Genomic DNA, 22,872 nt, shown 5'->3' with positions numbered 1-22,872 from the left:
GCCTCCCTTGGATAGTCCCTGCCAGTGACACTGGCCTTTTGGTCTATGAAACAATGCAGAAGGCGTATCGTCGAGTAACGTTTTCGATGTCTAAGGCGGCGAAGAACTCTGCCATAGTTCTCCCACGTGCCGGTCCTCGACCCGAGCGGATCCGACGTTGCGATAGGCGACGATCCAGATCAGGAAACCCGAAAGCGCCAACGTGGCGCCGACGGGACCGGTGGAAGTCCAGCCCAGCCCTTCGCGAATGGCAAGGCCGCCCAGGAAAGGGCCGAGCGCATTGGCGGTGTTGAACGCCGAATGGTTGAGTGCGGCTGCGAGCGCCTGCGCGTCTCCCGCGACGTCCATTAGTCGTGTCTGCAGGACGGCTCCGAGCGAGACGCCGGCGCAGATCGCGAAGACGTCTGCCGCGAGCAGCCAGGGATTGCCGGCGGCAAGCGGAAATACCAACAGCGCGCCTGCTGAAAACAGGAGGATGCTGCCCGCCGTCGGCATCAGCGCGCGGTCCGCGAAGCGCGGAACAAACAAATTGCCGAGCGTGGCTCCGATACCGAACACTGCTAGAAAAAATGGAATCACCGTGGTGCTCACCTTAGTTATCTCGATCAGTGTTGTCGCAAGATAGGTATAGACGGCGAACATGCCGCCGAAGCCGATTGCACCAATCGCAAGCGTGATCCAGACACGTCCGCTCTTCAAGGCCCCGAGTTCTCGCAGCGGATCCGACCTGTCGGCTTGGTCGCGCGGCGCGAACAGGGCGCAAAGCTGGACCGTGAGCAACGCCAGCAACGTCACGAGGCCGAAGCTCGCGCGCCAGCCGACCGCCTGCCCAACCAGATTGGCCAGCGGCACGCAGATGATCGTGGCGCATGTCAGGCCGAGCATCAGGCGGCCGACCGCCTGGGAGCGACGATCGTAAGGAACGAGCGACGCTGCGACCAGCGCGGCGATGCCGAAATAAGCGCCATGCGGCAATCCCGAGAGAAAGCGGGCCGCGATCATCCAGCCATAGCTTGGCGCAAGCGCGGTGAGCGCATTGCCGAGCGCAAACACGGCCATCAAGAGCAGCAACTGCGTGCGCCGAGCGAACTGCGCGCCAAGCACAGCAATCAGCGGCGCGCCCAGCACCACGCCCAAGGCGTAGGCACTGATCGCGCGTCCCGCGGTCGGCTCGTCGACTCGAAGGTCGGCGGCGAAAAATGGCAGCAAACTCATGGATGCGAATTCGGTGGTTCCGATCGCAAACCCGCCCATCGCAAGCGAGAAGAGGATGATGCCGAGACGAAGGGGTGCCGAGGCCGCGGTCGAGTTCGCGTGGGTCGAGGTCGTCATGTTTCCTGCATTGGTGGCGTTAGCGGGATCCAGCCCAGCGAACGTCGCCACCCTGCAGAATTTGTTTTTGTAGTTAAACCCGGATCAGTCCGCGTCAACGCCGGAGCCTCAACGCAACGCAGACCGCATATGAGCCTCCCGATCTGCGCGTGCCGGCGCTCGAGCGCGCGCCCTCGTCGGGCACGCGAGCATGCCGGCTGTCAGGGAGGACTAGCAATGGCCAACCTGTGCCCAAAACGATGCGATTGACCCACAGCGGTCGAACATAACCAATCTAGTTGTTACAGTCGTCTGCTGTAGAACCTCCGAAGAAGGTAGGAGCGCAGCGAGCAAAATTAGTGCGATCCCCAGATCTATTGAAACGTCCGCGACGTTAAAAACCCAAGCAAATCGAAGCTTCGAGGCATCGAATAAGTCTACGACAGCCCCCAATCGAAGGCGATCAACAGCATTCCCGATGGCGCCGGCCGATCAAAGCGAACCCAACAGCATTCATGGTCGATGTCGATGGCCGCAATGCAGATCGGAGCAAAACTGCCGCTACGACAAGGCTTACGGCAGAGAGCGCCCACCGGGAGAACTCACCGTAGTCAGGAACTAAACCAAAGGCGTTGCTGCGATTGAAGACAAGGGTGAGGTCAATGGGACCCGCCAATTTGATAGTCGTGCCAACGGTGACCAATGACATGAGTGCCCAATGTTTCGTCAGCTGATCCAATGCCAGCACCGCAAATGCAGCAGACAACGCGAAGAGGCGGTTGTTCAAATCAATCTCCTGTTTGCTGCTGCGTGCCGGGTTCCGGAAGACGGCTCCCTTATATCGGGCAACTCTGACAATGTCGCCTAGTGGCCGATTCTGTTGAAACAGTCGAAAATGCTGCCAAGGCAAAATTCTCGCAAAAACTTGCCGGCGGCAGATTCCTTCTGAGGATAGGTTCTTCATGCCAAGAAGAACGTCGTCGAAAGGTTCTGTTCAGGTCAATGCGGTCCACCGTGTCTTTGGCCCCGACAGCGGCGAAGACTTTTTCAACAGAATCGGCCCTGAGCCGAACAACAGCGACGCCATCCTGACGCCAGCCGTCGAGGACAGATCAGACGTCGTTGGGCGCTCGCCTCCACTGCCGCTCATGACCCTGGCTGTTCTCTAATTCCGGGCCTGCGGTCAAGACTCTCCAAACACATCCTTCGGGTTCATGGTTCTCTCCGCAGTAGGGGCATGGATTCAGTGCGGCGGCAAATACGAGACGTGGCGCAGGCCGGCTTTGGGTCAAAACCGGCCGCGGCGGACCGATCTAACCGACGTCTGCTTTACCCCTTCGAGCCGCCGCACAATCGAATTGATCTTCGTTGCAGCATCGCAATTGGTATTCGGCTGGATCCATGAAGGCGCGGCTCCGCGCCGATGTCAGTTCGCTTGCCGAGCTCGACTATCCAATCCGACAAGAGATCATGTGGAAGGAGGACTTCATCCTCGAATTCCTTCGGCTCGAGCAGACCGATCCCGTCCGTCACGCGCGGCGATGGACGCGATCGCCCGCATCGACCGAACGATCCGCGAGCGGCAGAGCGCCAGCACCGACAACGGCCGGCGCCGGCGCAGCGGGCGCTTGAAGATGTTCTTCGACCCTCCCGGAACCAAGGCGCTGCGAACGTGGAGGCATATGTACCTCGACGCCGAGCGCGATCCCTGGTGTTTCGCCCGCGCACGTACGAGAGTGGTAACCGGGACGAGCGCCTGAGCGACGATCAGACCGCGCCCTGCAAGCTGCGAAGACGGTTTGTCCGATAGACAAACAGGAACTGTTACGGAGTTCTGAACAATGGCTGAGGCTCGCACAGTGAGGGACCTCGGCCAATCGCACGAAGACTTGCCTGATGGCCTCCGTAGAGCCCGAGCCAACGGCCACCGTTCCTAATGGGGCCCTCCACGTTAGAGAGAAGAGGGGGCAGCCCCGGCGCTAGTTCGCATTGTTCTTGAGCTGGGGCCGCTCGCCGGCTAGTGCATCCAAATTAAATAAATTAAATCATTTAATTGTTAAATGAGATATTTATGTTGTTATCTCGCTGCCTCAGGCGTGCGAGGAATTCATGAAGATCGTACCTGGCGCTTCGGCGGCGTTTTTCGCTCTCGCTCTGGCAATGATTGCGCCGCCTGCGAATGCCTGCAACGGCGGGGGAAATTGCGACAACGCTCCCGGTCGAGACCCGCCCGGTCACCGTGTCAGCGGAGCCTCCGGTCCCATTGCTGGCGCGGGTCTTCCGGTGCTCGCCGTCGCTTATGCGTCTATTGGCTGATTAAGCGCCGCCGCAGGTACGACTGAAGTTTTGAAGATCGGTGCCATGCTGTCGATGGGGCGCGCCCGAGGCCGCGTGCACTGATGTGTGACAGCCGCCTGTCACGTCCCGAGAGGAACGGTCTCAGCCTTGCCCCCGGCCGGGACCGTTCCTTTTTCTTGCCGCGAGCCTGGGACGCGCAATCACGAAACCTCAATGTGCTGGTTCATGCTTCGGCTTGGAAGTAGGAAGCGTGCTCCCTAGGGTTCGTATCTCCCGCCAAGCCAGCCCCATAACGATGCATACGATCAGCCATGGGTGGCGTTTCATTGCGAAATCGATCAAGGCCCCACCAATCGCGGCTATGCCGACCAAAAAGCACAACGCATAAGCCAGCCAAGGCCAGTTCTTGTGTTTGGCCTCCGGCTTCCGCTCATGGGTCCTTAGCACTCCCCGGTTGGCCGGATTGGTCTCCGTCTGATTAGGCTTGGCAATCTCGGCCGGTGCCAGCCGATACTCCCTCTCAGCGAACTCTGGGTAGAGGTCGCCGAATAGCGCGCGCATACCCCGATCCATGGTGTCGTTCAGTTCTGCCTTGTCTGCCAAAGTGGATTCGGTACTGCTTATACGCACCTCTCACGATGACGACATTATCCAGGCGCGAACGCACCCTCTCCGTTTGCGAACGCCGAAGCCAATCGGATGACGTCCCTGAAGAACCCCTATGCTGATGCAGCCTGACGGGAAGGGCCATACCGGAGGCCGGTGTCATGCTGCCAGCCTGTCTTCTTTATCCGGCCCTCGCAGGGCTATCTTGAGCGTGTGATCCGGCAACAGACGCCGCAGGGCCTTGGCTTCATCCCATGGGGCGCGCAGCCCCATCGCATCAGTACCAGTTCGCGGCCATCGGCGGTCTCGCGTACCACCGGCGCCGGATAATCGGGAAAGACGCCCGGCATCGGCGGCAGGTTGCCGACATAGCGATTGATGACGCGGAACAGCGCGCCAATCGCTTCCTGGTTGGTGTTGATCGAGTAGAGATTGCACGTCAGCCAGCCTCGAAGGGATGAGCCTCGCATACTTGCCTGTCCACGCCGGCGATGTCGATAGCGGCGCCGCAGAGCAGCGTGAGGTGCCCGAGTCGGCAGTTTCCCACATCGCGTATTTCCACGCGGCAAAAGCCTGCGCGTCACGCCACGCCTGAAAGTCGGCCTCGGTACGTCTGGCCAGCAGCGACTCCCAAGCGGCCTCGAATTCACGCCGAGCGATCTCGAAAGTCGCCGCGTTGCCGTTCTTGTGCTCGCCTGGCTCGGCCCGGGTCGAACCCGCAAATCCGATCTCATTTGTTCTCGTCGTTCGGCCCACCGATGCGCTCCGCGATCGTGCCGACCTCCACGTGCCGTAGTGGACTCGCCAGCATCCGGAGCGGTGAAGATCGCGTCGTCGCGTCAGCTCAGTCATTTCTCCTCTTCCCGATAGTGCCGCTGTCGCGGCGCGAGTTGGTGCAGATCTGCCGCCAGCCGCTTGCCGGCCTTGCGCACTTCTGGCAGCGCAGCCGGCTGGCAAGATCAGCGATGGCAGTGGTGGCGACGTGAGGCAGGGCTGCGAGGTCGACGCTGCGCGGTGTCTTGCAGCGCGAGCATTTTATCTCCAGCCAGCTGTACCCGCCGTTGATGGTCCTGATCGGTAGTCGGTGAGGGATCGATCGGGCCTCCGTCAGCCCACACCCGCTCGTTCCAGCTCTGGCAGGCAAGGCTGTCCGCCTCCCGGATCAGCGCCTCGCCAGCACCGCGCTTCTCTGCCGCCGTTCAGCGAGGATTTTGGTGATGGCTCGGGCAGTCGGCTCCTCGCGAGAGCTTTCCGGGGTGGCCGGAGAGGGGTGTGGGATGGTGCTTGGAAGCCATATGGCCATGATGTAGAGGGTTAGACTCGCTGTGCGGGCCGTGTTGTGGTTTGTCCGAGAGCGATGCACCTTGATCTATCCGCGAGCGCTTTGTTGGCACTCATTTGGAGGCCTCTCGGTTTGGCCTTCTGCCCTCCTGGGGTAATTGCGCGAGTGGAGCAAACGTAAGAGCTTTACAGCGTCGGGCTCGCCCTTGGTCCGGCTGTCTACAAACCCCAGCTCTGAGCTGGATTGGACCTTTGGCGCGCCCGCCAATCGAACGAGGGAGGCATGCCGTACGTTAAGCTGCTAATCCCGGTTTTGGCATGTGCACTGATATCGCCTGCGCTTGCGAAAACCTGTTGCCCTGCGGGCTGCACGCCGGAGGTCGATAGGTGCGTGACCACAGGTCCCCTGTGGACCCGTTGCATCCCCATTGCGTGCGCCGAGCCTGCTCGAAAGTCGTCCGGCGAGTCCGCTGGTCCAACGCGCAAGCATCGAACCTCGGTGGTCGCCCGCCCGCGACGCGCGGTCCGCTACGTGGCCCCACCGCAGATCCCCCGGCACTGCCCATTGGTGAATCCGACCAAAAAACAGGTCGACGAGGCGACCGAGCAATGCGTGAACGCGTTGACCCGAAATGCGCGGTTGCGGGATTGCATTTTGGAGGACGATGCCGGTAGGACCGAAGACCAAAGGACTGGCCTAAGCTGCCCTGATCGCCAAGCTGCGTTGGCCAAGCAGTGTATAAAACGCTGTGCCGACCACGCAGCGAATACAACACGTTTGGCTTGCGCCGGCAGCTATCCGAACACGCTCTGGCGGGTCTCTTTTGGAGATATTTCGGGCGGCATCCTTGGTTTTGCGCGCGTGGATCTCTGCGGGCCTCGGTTGAGGGCCAGCATTCCCAGCCGGCTGCGGCAGGCTCCTCCATCGCGGTGAGGCACATCTGAGAGGCCGATGTCACACTTCGCCGGCATCTGTGGCCGCCAACCCACAATGTGACTCAATGCGATCGCCGAGCACGCGTACGCTGTCCTCGTCAATTCGCTGTGGTGAATTTCACCGCGATCGGCATGGGATTAGCGAAGTGATCTGCTGTTAAGGGCGACCGATGGAGGTTACTTTCCAATTCCGGCTCTCTCCCATGATGCTCTGGGACCTTACTACGCACTAATTCGCAGCGATCGCCACATCGATGTCTACGGCCTGACGACCGTTGCATCGGCGGTCGGCATGCCTTGCAGTTCTCGACGTCGCCGCAACGGAGTTGCTCGACGTCTATCAGCATTCTCTCTTGCTGGTTCGTCTGGATCAGCATGTCGCGTGCGCGGCGACCGACTGCCGGAGGATCCCGCGGGCGCTGATGAAAGTCAGCGCTTGCCTGCTGGGACGTCGCTACGGATATGTCTGACCGCGGCCGATCTCTGCCCGCTCGATCGGCCGCTATGCTGTTCGCACAGCGATGTAAGGTTGTTCAACAAGTCTACGACTGCTGTTGATCGTTGGCCCAGCCCCGTACGATTTGCAGCATCCAATCAGAAAGCATGGCTATGGGTGCGGCGACGCGATGAAATACATGGAACGACTCGGTCTCGCCTCTATTAAATCCGCATGTGTGCGGTGGCGTTGCGTTCCCGATTGCGTTCTCTGGCGCGCGTCCCCGGCGCGCGGAAGGCTCCGATTCCGGGCTTCATCGAATTCTGTGACCCGGTCCAGCGGGACCGGCCCCCGGGCGGTGAAGGATGGGTCTACGAGATCAAGGCCGACGGCTATCGCGCGCAACTCCATTTGCGGCCGGATGAAACCAGGGTCTATTCGCGGACAGGACTAGACTGGACCGAGGAGTTCTCGTCCATCGCAAATGGTGCCGAACGCCTCAAGGTCAAGAGTGCTGTGATCGACGGTGAGGCCATGGTGTACGGCAGCAACGGACTGCCTGATTTTCAGCAGTTGAGGCGCGAGCTCGGCAGGCGGGAGAGCGCACAACTCCACTATCACGCCTTCGATCTGCTCTACCTGGATGGCTATGATCTGAGGGCGGCAGCTCTTAAGGAGCGCAAGGAGCTTCTCAAGCACGTGCTGGCGGACGCACCGAAAACTTTCATCCTCGTCGAGCACGTCCTGGCAGATGGCGACGAAATCTTCAGAAATGCATGCCGGATGGGCCTCGAAGGACTAGTCGCCAAGCGCATAGACGCTCCGTACCGTTCCGGGCGGCAGGAATCGTGGGTCAAGCTCAAATGCAAGAAGAGCGAGACGTTTCCGATCGTCGCGTTCGTGGAGAAGCTTGGCGCGCGACCGCGCAGAATCGCGTCCCTCTATGTGGGTCGACACGCGGGCGACAAGCTTCTCTACGCAGGCAAGGTGCAAACCGGCTATACCGAGAAGAGCGCCCGCGAATTGCGCGAGCGGCTCGATCCGCTGATCCGCCGAACTTCCCCGCTGAGCATCCCTGTTAAGAAGCCGAAGGCGACCTGGGTCGAACCTGAGGTGAAGGCCGAGGTGGAGTATGGCGCACTGACCGACGACGGCTTGTTGCGTTCCGCCGTGTTCAAGGGCTTTCGGGACGATCTCGCGCCGCCGAAAGTCCGGGCTCCGCGGCTCGCTCCCTCGTCAGTCGCAAGACCGAAGATCGGCGTGCCACGCGAAAATATTCTTCAGCTTCTTCCAGATGCCGTAACTCCGTCGAAGGACGAACTCGCCAGCTATTGGACTCGGGTGTGGCAGAAGGCTCTGCCACACCTCGGGCATCGGCCGCTGAAGCTCGTGCGTCACGTGCGCGGCACAACCTTCTATCACAAGGGACCGCTTCCGAAGGACATCCCCCAAGCCGTGCACGAACTGCGCATCCGCAAGCGCGAAGGAGGGGAAGGCATACGGCTATGGGTTGATCATCTCGACGGCTTGCTCGGGCTGGTCGAGATCGGAGCCGTCGAGCTGCATCCCTGGAACGCTACCGTCGAAGACGTTGAACTCGCCGATCGCATCGTCATCGATCTCGATCCCGGTGAAGGCATCCCATGGGATGCGGTTGTCGAAGGTTCGCTGCGAATGCGCGATCTCCTGCGGGCGGAGGGCTTCGATCCCTGGCCCAAGCTGACCGGCGGCAAGGGAATCCATCTCATGGCGCCGCTTCAGGGCCGCGTGCCGCATGATCGGGCGCACAGTTTGGCGCGCCGCCTGGTTTCCGAACTCGCTTCGCGCTTTCCGGACGAATACATTCTTTCGGCACAGGCGAAGCGTCACGGGCGGATTTTTCTCGATTACCTTCGCAACGGGCGAGGGACCACGGCAATCGGCACCTATTCGCCGCGGGCACTCCGTCATTTTCCGATCGCCGCGCCCGTGACCTGGGCGCGCATCGAAGCGGGGATCCGTCCGGACGTCTTCACGATGCAGCATCCGTTTCGGACCACCTGTAGCACGACAAGAAGCATGGGAAAGCAGCGAGCCTGAGCATGGCGATTAGCGACTATCTTGCGGAAGCGAAGCATGGTCGCCGATCGAAGCGACCGCGCAACGCACTGCAAGCGCGCTTGCCGGAGCGCAGGTTCGGGAGCGTCCGAACCATCATCCTCACGCGTCGCTACGTCTTCAAGTTTCCTGGGCGATGGACGTGGTCAGGCCATCGGTGGTGGTGGGATTTTTTGTTGCGTGGCCTTTTGAGCAACATGCAGGAGCGGAAATTTGCAGCCGAAGGCTGGTCTGAACTCTGCCCAGTCTGCTTTTCGGTTCCTGGCGGTTTCCTCGTGGTGATGCCGCGCGCAGACCCCCTGACGGATGGCGAGTGGCAACAGCTCGACTACCGCGCATTTGTTACACGCGGTGACGGCTATGTTAAAGAGAATTTCGACACGTTGGCGGGCGAGTGGCGGCGGGGTGACCTCGGCCAGCCCCTCCATTGTCTTGTTTTTGGCAACGCCGAGCCAGAGGCGGGCATCGTTCCTGCGGAATACAAGCGCGATAGTTTTGGCGTGCTAAAAAAACGTGTCGTTGCAGTGGACTACGGCTAGGTCGCAGCTCACCTGCTCAGCAACCAGCCGTTTCCTCTCCTTCCCCTCCCGCAGAAGACTAACTCCACGCAGGAGGAGGCGGAGGAACGGACGGCGGCAGCAGCCGAGCTGACCAGCCTGCTGAACAGCACCCAGAAATAGATCGCGCCTAGACTTTACCTCTTGCGCATGTGCGCTAAGGACCTCGCGCCGCTAGGAGCCGAAGCCGCCATGCTCCAAAGACCAGCGCGCGCGTTTCCTTTTTGTTCGCCGAAGATGATCGTGATTGAGTGTGCGCTGCTGCGGGAGATTAAATTGCGCCGTATTGTCGGAACTAGCCTTCCTTGGTCGTCTTGAATCAAGCCGTCTCAAACCGGAGTTCTGCGTAACATGGCTCCCCGCGCCAACTGGAAAGGCTTCCTGCGTCTGTCCCTGGTTACCTGTCCGGTTGCACCGTACCCGGCCACATCGGAGAGCGAGAAGATCTCGTTCAATCAGCTCAATCGAAAGACCGGTCATCGCATCAGGTACCTGAAGGTCGACGCCGACACCGGCGAGGAGGTTGCCAACGAGGACATCGTCAAGGGTTACATGCTCGACAAGGAAACCTTCATCGAGGTGTCGAAGGAAGAGCTCGAGGCGGTGGCGTTGGAATCCACCCGCACCATCGAGATCGACGAGTTCGTCGACCGCGAGCAGATCGATCCGCGGTATCTGATCCGCCCTTACTATCTCCGGCCAGATGGCAAGGTCGGCCATGACGCCTTTGCGGTGATCCGCGAGACCATCCGGGAAATGAACAAGGTTGCGATCGGGCGGGTGGTGCTGACGAACCGCGAGCACATCATCGCGCTCGAGCCGCTGGACAAGGGCCTGGTCGGGACGCTGCTGCGCTATCCGTACGAAGTCCGCTCGGAGGACGAGTATTTTGACGAGATCCAGGATGTCAAAGTCACGAATGATATGCTCGATCTCGCCAAGCACATCGTGAACCAAAAGTCCGGTCGGTTTGAGCCGGACAAGTTCGAGGACCAGTACGAGACGGCGTTGATCAACCTCATCAACCAGAAGCGCGCCGGCAAGCCGATCACGCCGAAGGAGCGGCCGCGCGGAGAGAATGTCGTCGACCTCATGGAGGCGTTGCGGCGCAGCGTCGGGGGCGCCGCGGCCGAGACCAAGGCTCCGAAGAAGTCCGCCAAGACGCCACGCAAGGCGGCGGCTGGCCAGAAGGAAATGTTGATGCCGATCGCCGGCAAGAAGCAGAAGGAGACGGCTGCGAAGAAGCCGACAAGCAGGCAACAGCGAAAGTCGGCCTGACTTGGACATGATTTCGCCGCAGCAAAAACGGGCGTGAGCGTTTTCGGCTAATCGCAGCGATAAGAGAGACGCCAGCACGAATGTTCGCGCTCACCTTCTTGGGGACGTCGTCAAGCGTTCCGTCGGCCGAACGCAACCATCCGGCACTTCTCGTCGAGGCGGGAGATCACCGCATCTTGGTGGATTGTGGAGAGGGGACGCAGCGCCAGCTGCTGCGGGGCGGCGCCGGATTTCGACGGCTCCACCGGCTCCTGTTGACCCATGGCCATTTCGACCACGTGCTCGGCATTCCGGGGCTCTTTTCGACCCTGAGGCTGCGGCGGAACGCCAAGATCATGACGATTCACGGCAGCCCGGGCACGCTCGAGGTCGTCGTCCGGATGCTGGCGGGCCTGTGGGGCGAAGGGCGGGCGCCGATCCCACTGCAGCTCGTTCCGCTGACGGCCGGCCCGGTGATCGACGCTGGTGAATTTGCGATCTTCTGCTTTCCGGTGCGCCACCGGGACACCGACAGCTTCGGATTCTCCTTCGAAAATCGAGCCCGCCGTCACCTTCGGCCGGACCGCCTTGCGTCGCTCGGCGTACCGGACGGTCCGGTGCGGAAGGATTTGGCGGAAGGACGGCCGGTGACGCTGGCGGACGGCAGAAGGATTGATCCTGGAGACGTCCTCGGACCGCCGGAGGGGCGGAAGAAACTCGTCATCGTCGGCGATAGCGAAGCCACCGACGGCTTGGCCGACCACGTCCGCGGCGCCGACGTGCTGGTGCTCGAGGCCACGTTTCTGGAACGCGACGCGGCGATCGCGCGGGACTACGGCCATCTCACGGCGGCGGAGGCGGCCGCCTTAGCGGCGAAGAGCGACGTCAGGCTGCTCGTCTTGACCCATATCTCCGGCCGCTACCGCGATGAGGAAATCCTGGCCGAGGCAAGGAAAATATTCCAGAACAGCCGGGTTGCCGGAGATTTCGACCGCATCGTGATCTAACCGGCCGCGCTGGAGAGCACGCAAATGGCGAGGAAGCTTAAGGCCTATCAGACCTCGTTGGGCTTCTTCGACCTGGCGATCGCGGCGCCGTCCATGAAAGCGGCTCTGGAGGCCTGGGGCGCCGACAGCAACCTTTTCCATCAGGGCGCGGCGAAGCAAAGCGAGGATCCCGATGTCATCGCAGCGACCATGGCCGCCCCGGGCGTGGTTCTGAAGCGTCCCGTCGGCTCCAGCGGGCCCTTCAAGGAGCACGCCGAGCTGCTGACCGAACTCGCCGGCGACGGCACTTCGAAGAAGTCAGGCCGCAAGTCGGCGAGCCGACAGCCGCAGAAGCATCCGAAGCGCACCGAAGACGAGGCGGCCGACCGGAAGGCCGCACTGGCTTTTGAAAAGGAGCAAAAACGCCGCGACCGCGAACGCGCAAAGGAAGAGGCTATCAGGCAGAAGGAGCGCGAGCGGCGGCAACAGGCCGTCTCGAAGGCGCAAAGCGCCCTGGAGTCGGCTCGCCGGAAGCACGAACAGAAGGCTTCGGAGATTCAAGCCGAGCGAGACGCGCTCGAGCAAAGATTTGAGGCCGAAGAAGCCCGTTGGGACAAAGAAAAGGCTCACCTGGAAGCCGCGTTGCGGCGGGCGCGAGAGTAAAGGCGCTCGGACGAAATGCCGAGGGAAGCGCTCCAACCGTTGCAGCCACAAGCGCATCTCGTCAGATCGGCAGATCCAATTGAGGTTCAAGCTCCGTCTCGCTCTGCAGTGACGATAGCGAGACGCCCAATAGCCTGACCAACTTCGGAAGCGGCATCTCCTTCTCGAGCAGACCAACGGCCAAGCGTCCCAGGTCTTCGCGGCTCGAGATAGCGGCGGGGGAGGACCGGCTGCGGGTGATGATCTCGAAGTCGAAAAACTTCACCTTCAATGTCACCGTGCGGCCGCGATTGCCGGTGCTTTCGCAGTGATGCCAGACCTTGTCGATTAAAGGCTCGAGCTCAGCGACCAATGCGTTCAACTCAGAGAGGTCGCTCCAGAACGTGGTCTCGGCGCCGACCGACTTCCGGAGCCGGTTCGCACGGACCGGACGTTCGTCGACGCCGCGCGCGATCCAGTAATAGTAGGCGCCCGCCTTACCGAAATGGGCGTTCATGAATTCGGGCGTCTGACGGCGCATGTCCATGCCGGTAAAGATGCCAAGCCTGTTCATCTTCGCACTTGTCGCCGGACCGATGCCATGGAATTTCTCGACGGGGAGCTGTTCCACGAAGGTAGGTCCCATTCTCGGGGTGATGACGAACTGGCCGTTCGGCTTGCGGTGGTCGGAGGCGAGCTTTGCCAGGAACTTGTTGTAGGAGATGCCGGCGGAGGCGGTTAGGCCGGTCTCACTCAAAATCTGTGCCCTGATGGCGGTTGCGATCTCCGTCGCAACGGGAATGTTCTGGAAGTTCTCGGTGACATCCAGATAGGCCTCGTCCAGCGATAGCGGCTCGACGATCGCGGTGTGCTCGGCAAATAGCGTGCGGATATGTCTTGAGATCTCCTTGTAGACGTCGAAGCGCGGTTTGACGAAGATCAGGTCTGGACACAGGCGCCGCGCCGTCACCGACGGCATCGCTGATCGGACGCCGAATTTGCGGGCCTCATAGCTCGCAGCGGCAACGACACCGCGCTCCTTGGACCCACCCACGGCGATCGGCTTGCCACGCAAGGCGGAATCGTCCCGCTGCTCGACCGAAGCATAGAATGCATCCATATCGATATGGATGATCTTACGTTGTCGCGCCTCGACGCTATTCTGATCCTGATCCGCAGATGCCATGTGGCAATCATACAGGAAGCCGTTGCCAAGGTCGCTTCCCCCGCCAGCAGTGGACAACGGGGATAGGGCTGGGATGTGCTGGCTCCTCGGGATCGCCGGGCGATGCTGGCAGTTGAACGTCTCTAAGTGGAGGATATGTTACGGCGCTGCACCTCTTTGGCGATCACATTGTTCATGCCGCATGATTGCGATGCAGAAGTTCGATGAGCGAATGACGGCCAACCTGGAGGTTGTCCTGAACAACGTTTGCCGCGGCCTCCCAAACAGCGGAGGCTCTCATGAGCACCGCAAGTTCATCGCCAAGAAGCTGGTGCGGGCTGCGCAGCAAGGGAAGAGGACGCTGGGATCGCTCGAAGTCGTAGCGCAGCAGGGCTGCAGAGACTCTCGCGAGGGAAGACCGCGTGAAGACTCTCACCTTAGCCGCAGCTGTTGCCGACATATCACCAAGCCGACGGCGCACCGGTCTATGGTCGCGCCAAAGGGGGATAGGCATGTACGACGTGTATTTGAACGGCCGGAACGATCTCCTGGTCATTCCACGGGGGCACGCCGTTCCTTTGCATTTGAGCGGCAACTGGCGGAAGAAGAAACGCGCAGTACGGTCGGTGAGCGAGAAAATCCGTCAGGACGTGCAGCGCCGCGGCTACCATCGCCGGAGCCTTGTTGGCGATCGGTCGAATGCGCGAAAAGCGCCGTCCCCGCTTTCGCTAGTCTAAGGCGGGCACTCCGGGCAGGTATCTCCGATCGAATCGAGCACTTCAGCGATCGCGGCAGCCGCAGCCTGGTAGGAAACGCCGGCCGGCGCACCCTCACGAGCGATGAGTGAGGTTGTCGCAACCCCTCAATCTCAAGACAGGACGCCCCGTTGCGCTATCCTCTTGGCTCCGCCGCCAGCCGCGCGAGCGGTTTAGTCCTTTGGCCCATCGCGTTGGTTGGGTGCCGCAGCGACATGTCTGAAGCGAGAGGTAGAGCGGAAGTCGTCCCACTCAGGGGTCGGCCGCCGCCTTTGACCCTTCTGCGACATGGACAACTGGATTTACTGTGATGCAAAACCACGCTTCCCTTCAGGGGATACGCCCTTCATCTGGCACGTCCAATGAGATAGGTCGGGCCGTGTTCATCGCGAAGATCTTCTCGAATTCGACTCGCATATTGCCGTGGCATTCGCACGCCGCGGCCGCGAGCCGCAACCGGTCGATCTCGATTCGGCCTCGTCGATCAGATTTGATCGCTCCGGATGCGCGCAGATCGCGCATCAGGAGCGTCACCGTCGTTCGTCGCACACCGAGCATTTGCGACAAGGCCTCTTGCGTGAGCGGAAGAACGTCGAGGTCGATGCAGTCGCAAAAATGGAGTAGCCATCGGACCATGCGGTCTTTGACCGGATGCAGTGCATTGCAGGCCGCGCCCCGCTGAAACTGCATCAGCATCGCCCTGCCGTGCATCTGGACCGCGTGCCGGATCGCAGGGCTCCGGTTGAAAGCGGCGCGAAATCGCGACGCGGGGATTTGCGAGGCGGTGCCCGCTGCACGAACGATCGCGGTAGTGGCCGAAGGTGACGACCCGAGCACCGAAAGAAGGCCAAGTGCCCCCTCGCGCCCGACGACGGCGGTGTCGACCGTCTGCCCGTCCGCCATGTCGATCATCAGCGAGATGGCGCCGCTGTGAGGGAAGAAGACATAGTCGATCTCGTCCCCCGCTCGCGCAAGGATCGCGTCCTGATCGAGCGCGACCGTCTCCAGCGCGGGCCGCAACAGATCGAGATCCGATACCGGCAGTGTGGCCAGGAGACAGTTAGGCATTCCGCCCGGACGCGTCACTGCAGATGACCCGCGGTGAGGCACTTCATTCCGGGTGGTGCGAAGCGGCGGCCTTAACATATGTTTAGATCTGCTGTCGCTACTCGCGCTGAGATCCAACTCACTTGCAAATTCGGATATTCCAACTGGATGTCGGCTCAAGCGTGAGTCCTCATCGACACGAACGGATCAATTTTAGGGGCTTGCGCCGGCGACATGCGCACGGCGAGTAAGGGAAGAGAGTCAGTGCAAACGGCAGTCTCGATGCAGTTGCAGCGCGAAAATACGCAAGCTGCGAAAGGTGCTCTTCTCCACCCGCGCTGCGTAGCACCGATCTTCGGTTCCACCCATGTCGAATATGAGGGGCAGCTGGCCTTTGGCGCATTCCGCGTGTCATACAATTGTTAAAATTGGACCGGTGCGTCGATCGATAGGAACGGGCGAACAGTGCTGACGGGTGGTGGACTAGCCGCTCCCCGCATTGGCACGATGGCGTTCTAATCGCCAAGAGGTAACAGATTTAGCGGCTTCCGGTTATGGCACCTATGGACATGCCGACCGTAGTGAGCGATGTCCGCTTTCAGGGGTAACTCGGAAGACATTTGCTCACACGGAGTTCTTCTCAGTTTGAGCCCAACCGAACGTTGCGCACGCCAAGGCAGGAACTCTGGTATCCTCCGTTTACGCGATGGTTCGGTGAAGCGGCGGACCCTCAAAAGGCCTCTGCTGCTCGTGCTGAGCGTCAGTCTCCCGGGTCTCGAGGAGGACCAACGTCGTGAAGCGGGACTTCGACCTCATCGTCTATGGCGCGACGGGTTACACGGGCCGTCTCATCGCCGAATATCTGGCGACGTCCTATCGCGGCGAGGATGCTCCGTCGTGGGCGATTGCGGGACGCTCGACCGACAAGCTCCAGAAGGTGCGTGCCGACATCGGCGCACCAGACGATTTGCCGTTGGTTAAGGCGGATGCCGCCGAGCCGGCCAGCCTGCGTTCGATGTGCGAGCGTGCGGTCGTGATCATCACGACGGTCGGGCCTTATCAGCTCCACGGTCCCGAGCTTGTGGCGGCCTGCGCGGCTACGGGCACGGCCTATGTTGATCTGTGCGGCGAGCCGGCTTGGATGCGGCGCATGATCGACGCCCATCACGCAGAGGCGAAACGGACCGGCGCGCGTATCGTCTTCTCTTGCGGCTTCGATTCCATCCCGTTCGACCTTGGCGTTCTCACGTTGCAGGAGAAGGCGCGCGAGAAGTTCGGACGCCCGGCGCGGCGGGTCAAAGCCCGCCTGCGCAAGGTGAAAGGCGGCATGTCTGGCGGCACCGCGGCGAGCGCTCAGGCGACGTTGGCTGCCGCCGCGCGCGACCCGGCCCTGATCCGGCTGCTGACCGATCCCTTCGCCTTGACGCCGGGGTTCACCGGGCCGTCTCAGCCGTCAGGCCTCATTCCCGAATACGACGCGAGCATGAACGTGTGGCTCGTGCCGTTCCCCATGGCGCCGATCAACACCAAGAACGTGCACCGCACGAATTTCCTGTTGGGTCATCCCTACGGCACGGACTTCGTTTACGACGAGATGATGGTCGCGCCGGGACTTGGGGAAATCGCTGGCGTGACAACGGAGACGTTCGCCACGATGGTTTCCTTGTTCAGGACCGGCGGTCTCAAACCCGGCGGAGGCCCCACTCGGGATGAGCGCGAGAAGGGCTTCTACGACATCCTCTTCCTGGGCGAGCGGCCGGATGGCGGGCGGGTCGAGGCGGTGGTTACGGGCGACCGCGATCCTGGCTACGGCTCAACCAGCAAGATGATCGCGGAGAGCGCTCTCTGCCTCGTGCGCGAAGTGCAGGGCGAGGGCGGTACCTGGACGCCGGGCGCGCTGATGGGGCCGGCGTTGCGCAAGCGTCTGAAGGAGCGCGCCGGCCTCACCTTCAGCACGCGTTGAGGTAATGCTCAGGACTGCAGCGGCGTGCTGAATATCGCGGCTATCTCATCACAGACAGAAAAACAGGGAGGATGCCATGAGCGGCGCAAGGCTAAAGCATTACGGCTGGGGCCGCGAAGACGAAGGCATGACTGCTGAGGAGCAGGCTTTCGTGCTCGGCCGCTACCACGCGAAATTCGCGCGCGATGCGTTTGAGACAAAAGTCGTGCCGCGTCTTGAGGACCTGGACCTGCGGGCGCCGCGCGTTGCGCTGCCGACCTCACTCGCCGCTTTCTGTACGAGCGAACGCTACGACCGGGTCGCGCATACCTACGGCAAATCCTATCCAGACTACGTGCGAGCCATGCTCGGCGATTACGAGAGCGCGCCCGACGTAGTCGCATATCCACGCAATGAAGCAGAGATTTCCGCCGTGATGGACTGGGCAGGTGGCGTCAACGCCTCGCTGACGCCGTTCGGGGGCGGGTCGAGCGTCTGTGGCGGCGTCGAGCCGCGAGTCGATGGGCTTCGCTATAAGGCGGCCGTCACACTTGATCTACGCAATCTCGGTAAGGTTGTCGAGGTAGATCAGATATCGCGCGCCGCACTGATCGAAGGCGGCGCCTATGGTCCATCGTTGGAGAACCAGCTTAAGCCGCACGGCGTCACGTTGCGGCATTTTCCGCAGAGTTTCGAATATTCAACCCTTGGGGGCTGGATCGCGACGCGATCGGGCGGTCATTTCGCCAGTCTCTACACGCATATAGACGATTTCGTCGAAAGCCTGCGCGTCGTGACGCCGCGCGGCATACTGGAAACGCGTCGATTGCCAGGATCGGGTGCTGGGCCGAGTCCCGACCGCATGTTCATAGGCTCGGAAGGCACGCTCGGCGTGATTTCGCGGGCCTGGATGCGATTGCAGCCACGTCCGAAATTCCGTACCGGCGCATCGGTTCGTTTCCAGTCGTTCTTCGGGGCGGCACGCGCATTGCACGCCATCGCACAAGCCGGCCTCTATCCGTCGAACTGCCGCATCCTTGACGCGCAAGAGGCGTTCAACACCGGTGCGGCCGACGGCAGTGTCGCGATCATGGTGCTCGGCTTTGAATCCGGCGACCATTCGCCGGACGCCTGGATGGCACGTGCGCTCGAATGCTGCGCCGACCACGGCGGGACGCCAGAGGCCGCAAAAGCCGGCGATGCAAATCTCGAAGGCGCAGCAGGGATCTGGCGGAACGCATTTATTCGCATGCCATATGCGCGCGAGTTTTTGACGCCGGCTGGTCTCATCAACGACACGTTTGAGACCGCTATCACCTGGGATCGGTTCGAAAGTAACCACGACAAAGTGAAGGCGGCAACGGAACGATCGATCTTCGAAGCGACTGGCCTAAAAGGCGAGGTCACATGCCGCGTCACCCATGTCTATCCGGACGGGCCCGCGCCCTATTTTTCTTTCCACGCGCTCGGCCGACACGGTGCTCTTCTAGAGCAGTGGCAGGCGATCAAGAATGCGGCCAGCGACGCGCTGATTGAGGCGGGTGGTACGATCACGCATCATCACGCTGTCGGGCGTGATCATCGGCCGTGGTACGATCGTCAGCGCCCGGGGCTTTTCGCGGCCGCGCTTCGGGCAGCAAAAAGAGAACTCGATCCGCAAGGCATGCTTAACCCGGGAGTGCTTATCGATCCGTAACGCGGATCAACGCGCCAACGGGACTAAGCGAATAATTGTTTTGTTTGCTGCAGTGCACGAGTCCGCTCTTCATGTTTGAGACATGCCGACGGACTCTGAGAATGTTGGCTAAGCGGGAAGACCGGAAGTGGCCGGCGGACGGTCAGATCGACGCGAAGGAGCGTGAACAGACATGAGGGGATTTTCGCCCGTCACGCTAATCACTCCGGCTTTCTGTCCGGAGGTTCTACAAACTCATAAATGGGAACGTGGGTGCGTTCCGACCATGATTCCAGCGCAGCTCCGCAGACCGTGCAGATCGCGTCACCCGTATGCGGCACCAAGAACTTCTCTTCCGTGCGTCGGTACTCGGCGCCGCAATTCCATCGGACGATTGTCGCCATCGCCGGAATATGCGCTTGAGACCGTGGATTTGCCACGCGACCGCCAACAAAAACATGGCCCCAGCACCTTGGCGGCATCCTTATTTGACGCCGATCCAAGTGCCGAAGCGCAGCACATTCGTGAAGGGTCAGGGCTCCTTCCGTAGTTCTCCGGCCGTGAACGAAAATCCAGTGCCTATAAGCAGGGTGAAATCGAGCTTTTGAACAAGGCCTTCAATCACGCTCGAAACTTGCTGGGCGTGGTTGATCGTAACGACCCGTTTTGCAATATGGTCGCTCGCAAGGTTATCGAGGTCGGCGCGACAGGCATCAGCGAGCCGTGAGAGATCGCGGAAATGGCTGTGGTCCGGATTGGCCTACGGTAAGGCCGCCTCAGTTGGCGGCCTCTTCATTCCGAATTATCACCTGTTGGCAGATACTATTGCAAAAGTCGACAGTTTCGCAGATACGGCGCGTTACTCTGGCGCGTGCGTTGATAGCATTCGCGCGTGCTGAACGGGCGACGCTGCCACCGCGACTTGGGGCCGCGTTCTCTGCGCGTTGAACCTGAAATGTTCAGGCGCACTTTTGCTCTAATTGCCGCGCCAAATGCCTCTGCGTTCTGTCTGGGTAACGTTTGTTGTGGAGTGAAGGACAACGTTTATTGTGGGCCATCGCAAGGCCGTACGGAAAGATTGCTAACCCAGATCACCCTGGGCCCAGCTCGGCAGCCGCGTATCGGCGGGGAGGGCGCGTGCATCTACCGAAAGCGAAATCGCGAGACGAAACCGGCCGAAGAGTCCGATTCTATGTGGCTCTTGGCTTGGTAACGGCAGCGACGCTGATGCTGCAGATTATCGAGACCAGAATCATTTCTGTTGTCTCATGGTACCACCTGGCCTTCTTTGTCATCAGCATTGCCATGTTCGGCCTGACCGCCGGCGCGGTTTTTGTCTATTTGCGCAGGGAGAGGTTCAGACCGGCGCAACTGTCCTACGACCTGGCCGTGGCGGCGCTGGCCTTCGCATTAACGACCGATCTTGCCATGCTCGTGCAATTGACGTTGGTAACAGGTGCTTCGCCATCCCTCACCTCCCTGGTCGCTTGGACAGAATTCGCGCTCTGTCTTGCCCTTCCATTCTTCTTTTCGGGCGTTGTCGTGAGCCTGGCCCTAACGCGCAGTCCCTATGCAATCGGAAATGTCTACGGAGCGGATCTGATCGGTGCGGCCGCTGGGTCCATCGGTGTCCTCATGCTCCTAAATTTGATGAGCGGGCCATCAGCGGTGTTGTGGATCGGTGCGCTCATCGGGCTCGCCGCACTCGGCTTCGCCGGCTCCGGACTCGGCACCCTGCCCGAACCCACGTCGCTCGGGTCAAAGCTCTTTCGCTACCGCCGAAGCATTTTCATAAGCTGCCTACTCTTTGCGATTGCGAACACGCTCACGACCTATGGCGTTCGACCGCTGATCATCAAGGATCACGTGGAAACGCCGGCCGACCTTGCGTTCGATCGCTGGAATTCGTTTTCCCGCATCACCGTCAGTCGGAGCGAAACCGTCCCGCCGGCGATGTTCGGCGCCTCGGCTCGCTTGCCGCACTCGACCATCGAGCAGCGCGCGCTGAATATCGACGGCGGCGCCGGCACCGCCCTATACCGCTTCGATGGGGTCCTCGCGAACCTGGAGTTCCTGCGCTATGACGTGACCAACCTTGCCTATGCCATCCCGGGCCTGAAAACGGGTGCCGTGATCGGCGTGGGCGGCGGTCGGGACGTCCTGTCGCAACGCCTCTTCGGCCTGAGGGACGTGACGGGCGTCGAGATCAATCCGATCATCATCGACGTCCTGGAGCGCCACTTTTCCGGCTATTCGGCTGTTGCCGCATTGGATGGGGTGAAGTTCGAGGTCGACGAGGCGCGCAGCTGGTTTGCCCGCACACCGCGCTCCTTCGATGTCATCCAGATGAGCCTGATCGATACCTGGGCGGCGACAGGTGCCGGCGCCTTCACGCTCACAGAAAATGGTCTCTACACAGTCGAGGCCTGGCAACGCTTTCTCGATCGGCTTACCCCAAGTGGCCTGTTCACGGTGAGTCGCTGGTACGCGCCCGGCGAAGTGAACGAGACCGGGCGATTGGTCAGCCTTGCCGTCGCAACCCTTCTTGCAAGCGGCGCCGCCGAGCCCCGCCGCCACCTCTTTCTCGCCGCAGCCGGGAAGGTTGCGACACTGATCGTGACGAAGTCGCCGCTCTCGCCGGCGGCGCTCAGGGCGCTCGAGGTTGCCGCCAATGCCAATGAATTCACCGTGCTGTTAAACCCGAACATGTCCGCGCCATCCGTAGTGCTCGAGAAGATCGTCAGTGCTACGGACCGTCGCATGCTCGACCGGGCGACCACCGGCTTCTATCTCGACCTCACGCCGCCGACCGATGCGCGCCCTTTCTTCTTCAACCAGTTGTGGTTCGCCACGTTGTTGGACGCGGACGTGTTGTCGCACTTCACCCACACCGGGGTGTTCGCGGGCAACCTGATCGCGACGCTGACCCTTGCCATGCTCGTTCTGATTTCGGTCGCGCTGGTCGCCGCTACGATCATCGTTCCGCTGCAGCCGACGGTCAGAGAAGCCGGCTGGCAGCTGGCCGTGGGCGGCACCGCTTATTTCGTTCTGATCGGGAGCGGGTTCATGATGGTCGAGATCGCTCTGCTACAGCGGATGAGCGTCTTCCTCGGTCATCCCGTCTACGCGTTGAGTGTCGTTCTGTTCAGCCTGATCCTGTGGACGGGCTTCGGCAGCCTGGCATCCGAGCGCATGCGCCTTGCCGGAACGGGCAAGGTCTTAGCCTGGAGCGTGGCGAGTGCCGCTTACTTGTTTGCGTTGCCGTTCTGGCTGCCTCCGCTCTTGGTCGATCTTGGTGGAGCGGGCCTGCTCGTTCGCGCCGGCCTCTGTCTTCTTGTCTTGGCGCCGGCAGGCTTGCTGATGGGCTTTGGATTTCCCACCGGCATGCGACTGGTCTCTGCAATCAGCACGGTCCCCACGCCATGGTTCTGGGGCATCAACGGTGCTGCAGGCGTGCTCGCCGCAAGCGTCGCCGTTGCCACCAGCATTGCCTTCAGTATCGATACGACGCTCAGGATTGGGGCCGCCTGCTATCTCCTGGTCGCCGCTCCTGCAGTGTTGTTGATGTCCGCTGGCGCCCGATCCGGCCACACCACTCTCCGATCCCTGCACCCGAGCGAGCCTACGAATGTATAGGATATCGGGGTGGCGCGACGACGAAGTGAATAGAAATTGAAACGCGACATTTGCGGCTCTCAGCGGTGCTGCGCCCTGGCTTGCTCATCGACGTGACGGGAATTCTCTGGGGTGGGCCGTCCCTGGCCGCACCTTCCGCTTCGGGCTCAATCTTGCGCTTGTCCGGTGCGCGGCCAAGTTCTGTTTCTGGCCCATAAGGGACTTTCGACCTGCCAGCGTCAACTCGGTATTCGGGTGCGCTTGCA

At 61.2% G+C, this 22,872-nt stretch carries 15 protein-coding genes and 2 pseudogenes; 9 read left to right on the top strand and 8 right to left on the bottom strand.

Annotation, left to right across the window (positions count from 1 at the left end):
- Positions 1-90: 90 nt before the first annotated feature.
- The 3 genes from ACZIRK_RS17145 to ACZIRK_RS17135 all read right to left on the bottom strand — a co-directional run bounded on the left by ACZIRK_RS17145 (position 91) and on the right by ACZIRK_RS17135 (position 2,098).
- Complete coding sequence (locus ACZIRK_RS17145; protein ID WP_463327780.1) at positions 91-1,332, bottom strand: MFS transporter; 1,242 nt, start codon at positions 1,330-1,332, stop codon at positions 91-93.
- Positions 1,333-1,542: 210 nt separating this feature from the next.
- Positions 1,543-1,764: a signal peptidase II gene (locus ACZIRK_RS17140; protein WP_165435151.1), complete on the bottom strand. Its 222-nt coding sequence runs from the start codon at positions 1,762-1,764 to the stop codon at positions 1,543-1,545.
- 10 nt (positions 1,765-1,774) lie between these two features.
- On the bottom strand, positions 1,775-2,098 hold the full coding sequence (locus ACZIRK_RS17135) for a signal peptidase II (protein WP_165435152.1): 324 nt from the start codon (positions 2,096-2,098) through the stop codon (positions 1,775-1,777).
- A 614-nt stretch (positions 2,099-2,712) separates the two neighbouring features.
- Between ACZIRK_RS17135 and ACZIRK_RS17130 the strand changes: the two genes are divergently transcribed.
- Positions 2,713-2,943, top strand: a complete 231-nt coding sequence (locus ACZIRK_RS17130; RefSeq protein WP_130225180.1) for a hypothetical protein — start codon at positions 2,713-2,715, stop codon at positions 2,941-2,943.
- An 876-nt stretch (positions 2,944-3,819) separates the two neighbouring features.
- Here the strand turns inward: ACZIRK_RS17130 and ACZIRK_RS17125 are convergent.
- The 3 genes and pseudogenes from ACZIRK_RS17125 to ACZIRK_RS17115 form a co-directional block, all read right to left on the bottom strand.
- Complete coding sequence (locus ACZIRK_RS17125) at positions 3,820-4,212, bottom strand: hypothetical protein (protein ID WP_130225181.1); 393 nt, start codon at positions 4,210-4,212, stop codon at positions 3,820-3,822.
- A 260-nt stretch (positions 4,213-4,472) separates the two neighbouring features.
- Positions 4,473-4,685, bottom strand: a pseudogene (locus tag ACZIRK_RS17120) (hypothetical protein); the annotation flags it as partial.
- 378 nt (positions 4,686-5,063) lie between these two features.
- Positions 5,064-5,510: pseudogene (locus ACZIRK_RS17115) on the bottom strand (hypothetical protein).
- 1,592 nt (positions 5,511-7,102) lie between these two features.
- Between ACZIRK_RS17115 and ligD the strand changes: the two are divergent.
- The 5 genes from ligD to ACZIRK_RS17090 all read left to right on the top strand — a co-directional run bounded on the left by ligD (position 7,103) and on the right by ACZIRK_RS17090 (position 12,428).
- Positions 7,103-8,947 (top strand): DNA ligase D, encoded by a 1,845-nt coding sequence (gene ligD, locus ACZIRK_RS17110; protein WP_130225182.1) that lies wholly within the window; start codon positions 7,103-7,105, stop codon positions 8,945-8,947.
- A 2-nt stretch (positions 8,948-8,949) separates the two neighbouring features.
- The gene (locus ACZIRK_RS17105) at positions 8,950-9,504 is read left to right on the top strand and encodes a hypothetical protein (protein WP_130225183.1); all 555 of its coding nucleotides are present in this window, start codon (positions 8,950-8,952) and stop codon (positions 9,502-9,504) included.
- A gap of 369 nt (positions 9,505-9,873) precedes the next feature.
- Entirely contained in the window at positions 9,874-10,800 is a 927-nt protein-coding gene (ku, locus tag ACZIRK_RS17100) for a non-homologous end joining protein Ku (protein ID WP_130225184.1), read from the top strand.
- Between the two features lie 80 nt (positions 10,801-10,880).
- The gene (locus tag ACZIRK_RS17095; protein ID WP_130225185.1) at positions 10,881-11,786 is read left to right on the top strand and encodes a ribonuclease Z; all 906 of its coding nucleotides are present in this window, start codon (positions 10,881-10,883) and stop codon (positions 11,784-11,786) included.
- 24 nt (positions 11,787-11,810) lie between these two features.
- On the top strand, positions 11,811-12,428 hold the full coding sequence (locus ACZIRK_RS17090; RefSeq protein ID WP_130225186.1) for a cell envelope biogenesis protein TolA: 618 nt from the start codon (positions 11,811-11,813) through the stop codon (positions 12,426-12,428).
- Between the two features lie 61 nt (positions 12,429-12,489).
- On the opposite strand, the gene dinB is transcribed toward ACZIRK_RS17090, so the two are convergent.
- Together dinB and ACZIRK_RS17080 are read right to left on the bottom strand one after the other, a co-directional pair.
- Complete coding sequence (gene dinB / locus ACZIRK_RS17085) at positions 12,490-13,593, bottom strand: DNA polymerase IV (RefSeq protein WP_130225187.1); 1,104 nt, start codon at positions 13,591-13,593, stop codon at positions 12,490-12,492.
- Positions 13,594-14,657: 1,064 nt separating this feature from the next.
- Positions 14,658-15,347 carry a Crp/Fnr family transcriptional regulator gene (locus ACZIRK_RS17080; RefSeq protein ID WP_463327779.1) on the bottom strand — a complete coding sequence of 230 codons (690 nt, stop codon included), beginning with the start codon at positions 15,345-15,347 and terminating at the stop codon, positions 14,658-14,660.
- An 820-nt stretch (positions 15,348-16,167) separates the two neighbouring features.
- On the opposite strand from ACZIRK_RS17080, the gene ACZIRK_RS17075 reads away from it, so the two are divergent.
- From ACZIRK_RS17075 to ACZIRK_RS17065, 3 genes are all read left to right on the top strand, one after another.
- Complete coding sequence (locus ACZIRK_RS17075) at positions 16,168-17,337, top strand: saccharopine dehydrogenase family protein (protein ID WP_463327778.1); 1,170 nt, start codon at positions 16,168-16,170, stop codon at positions 17,335-17,337.
- Positions 17,338-17,413: 76 nt separating this feature from the next.
- Positions 17,414-19,012, top strand: coding sequence for an FAD-binding oxidoreductase (locus tag ACZIRK_RS17070; protein ID WP_463327777.1), 1,599 nt, complete (start codon positions 17,414-17,416; stop codon positions 19,010-19,012).
- A 1,206-nt stretch (positions 19,013-20,218) separates the two neighbouring features.
- Positions 20,219-22,627, top strand: a complete 2,409-nt coding sequence (locus ACZIRK_RS17065) for a hypothetical protein (protein WP_463327776.1) — start codon at positions 20,219-20,221, stop codon at positions 22,625-22,627.
- The last annotated feature ends 245 nt before the right edge of the window (positions 22,628-22,872 follow it).

The sequence above is a fragment of the Bradyrhizobium sp. Leo114 genome (assembly GCF_055229415.2).
This window is presented reverse-complemented; position numbering and strand designations above follow the sequence as displayed.

Excerpts from the sequence above, each read along its gene's own strand:
- ACZIRK_RS17095 (WP_130225185.1), top strand. The coding sequence starts at position 10,881 with ATGTTCGCGCTCACCTTCTTGGGGACGTCGTCAAGCGTTCCGTCGGCC.
- ligD (WP_130225182.1), top strand. The coding sequence starts at position 7,103 with ATGTGTGCGGTGGCGTTGCGTTCCCGATTGCGTTCTCTGGCGCGCGTC.
- ACZIRK_RS17130 (WP_130225180.1), top strand. The coding sequence starts at position 2,713 with ATGAAGGCGCGGCTCCGCGCCGATGTCAGTTCGCTTGCCGAGCTCGAC.
- ACZIRK_RS17070 (WP_463327777.1), top strand. The coding sequence starts at position 17,414 with ATGAGCGGCGCAAGGCTAAAGCATTACGGCTGGGGCCGCGAAGACGAA.
- ACZIRK_RS17065 (WP_463327776.1), top strand. The coding sequence starts at position 20,219 with ATGCTGCAGATTATCGAGACCAGAATCATTTCTGTTGTCTCATGGTAC.
- ACZIRK_RS17090 (WP_130225186.1), top strand. The coding sequence starts at position 11,811 with ATGGCGAGGAAGCTTAAGGCCTATCAGACCTCGTTGGGCTTCTTCGAC.
- ACZIRK_RS17145 (WP_463327780.1), bottom strand. The coding sequence starts at position 1,332 with ATGACGACCTCGACCCACGCGAACTCGACCGCGGCCTCGGCACCCCTT.
- dinB (WP_130225187.1), bottom strand. The coding sequence starts at position 13,593 with ATGGCATCTGCGGATCAGGATCAGAATAGCGTCGAGGCGCGACAACGT.
- ku (WP_130225184.1), top strand. The coding sequence starts at position 9,874 with ATGGCTCCCCGCGCCAACTGGAAAGGCTTCCTGCGTCTGTCCCTGGTT.
- ACZIRK_RS17105 (WP_130225183.1), top strand. The coding sequence starts at position 8,950 with ATGGCGATTAGCGACTATCTTGCGGAAGCGAAGCATGGTCGCCGATCG.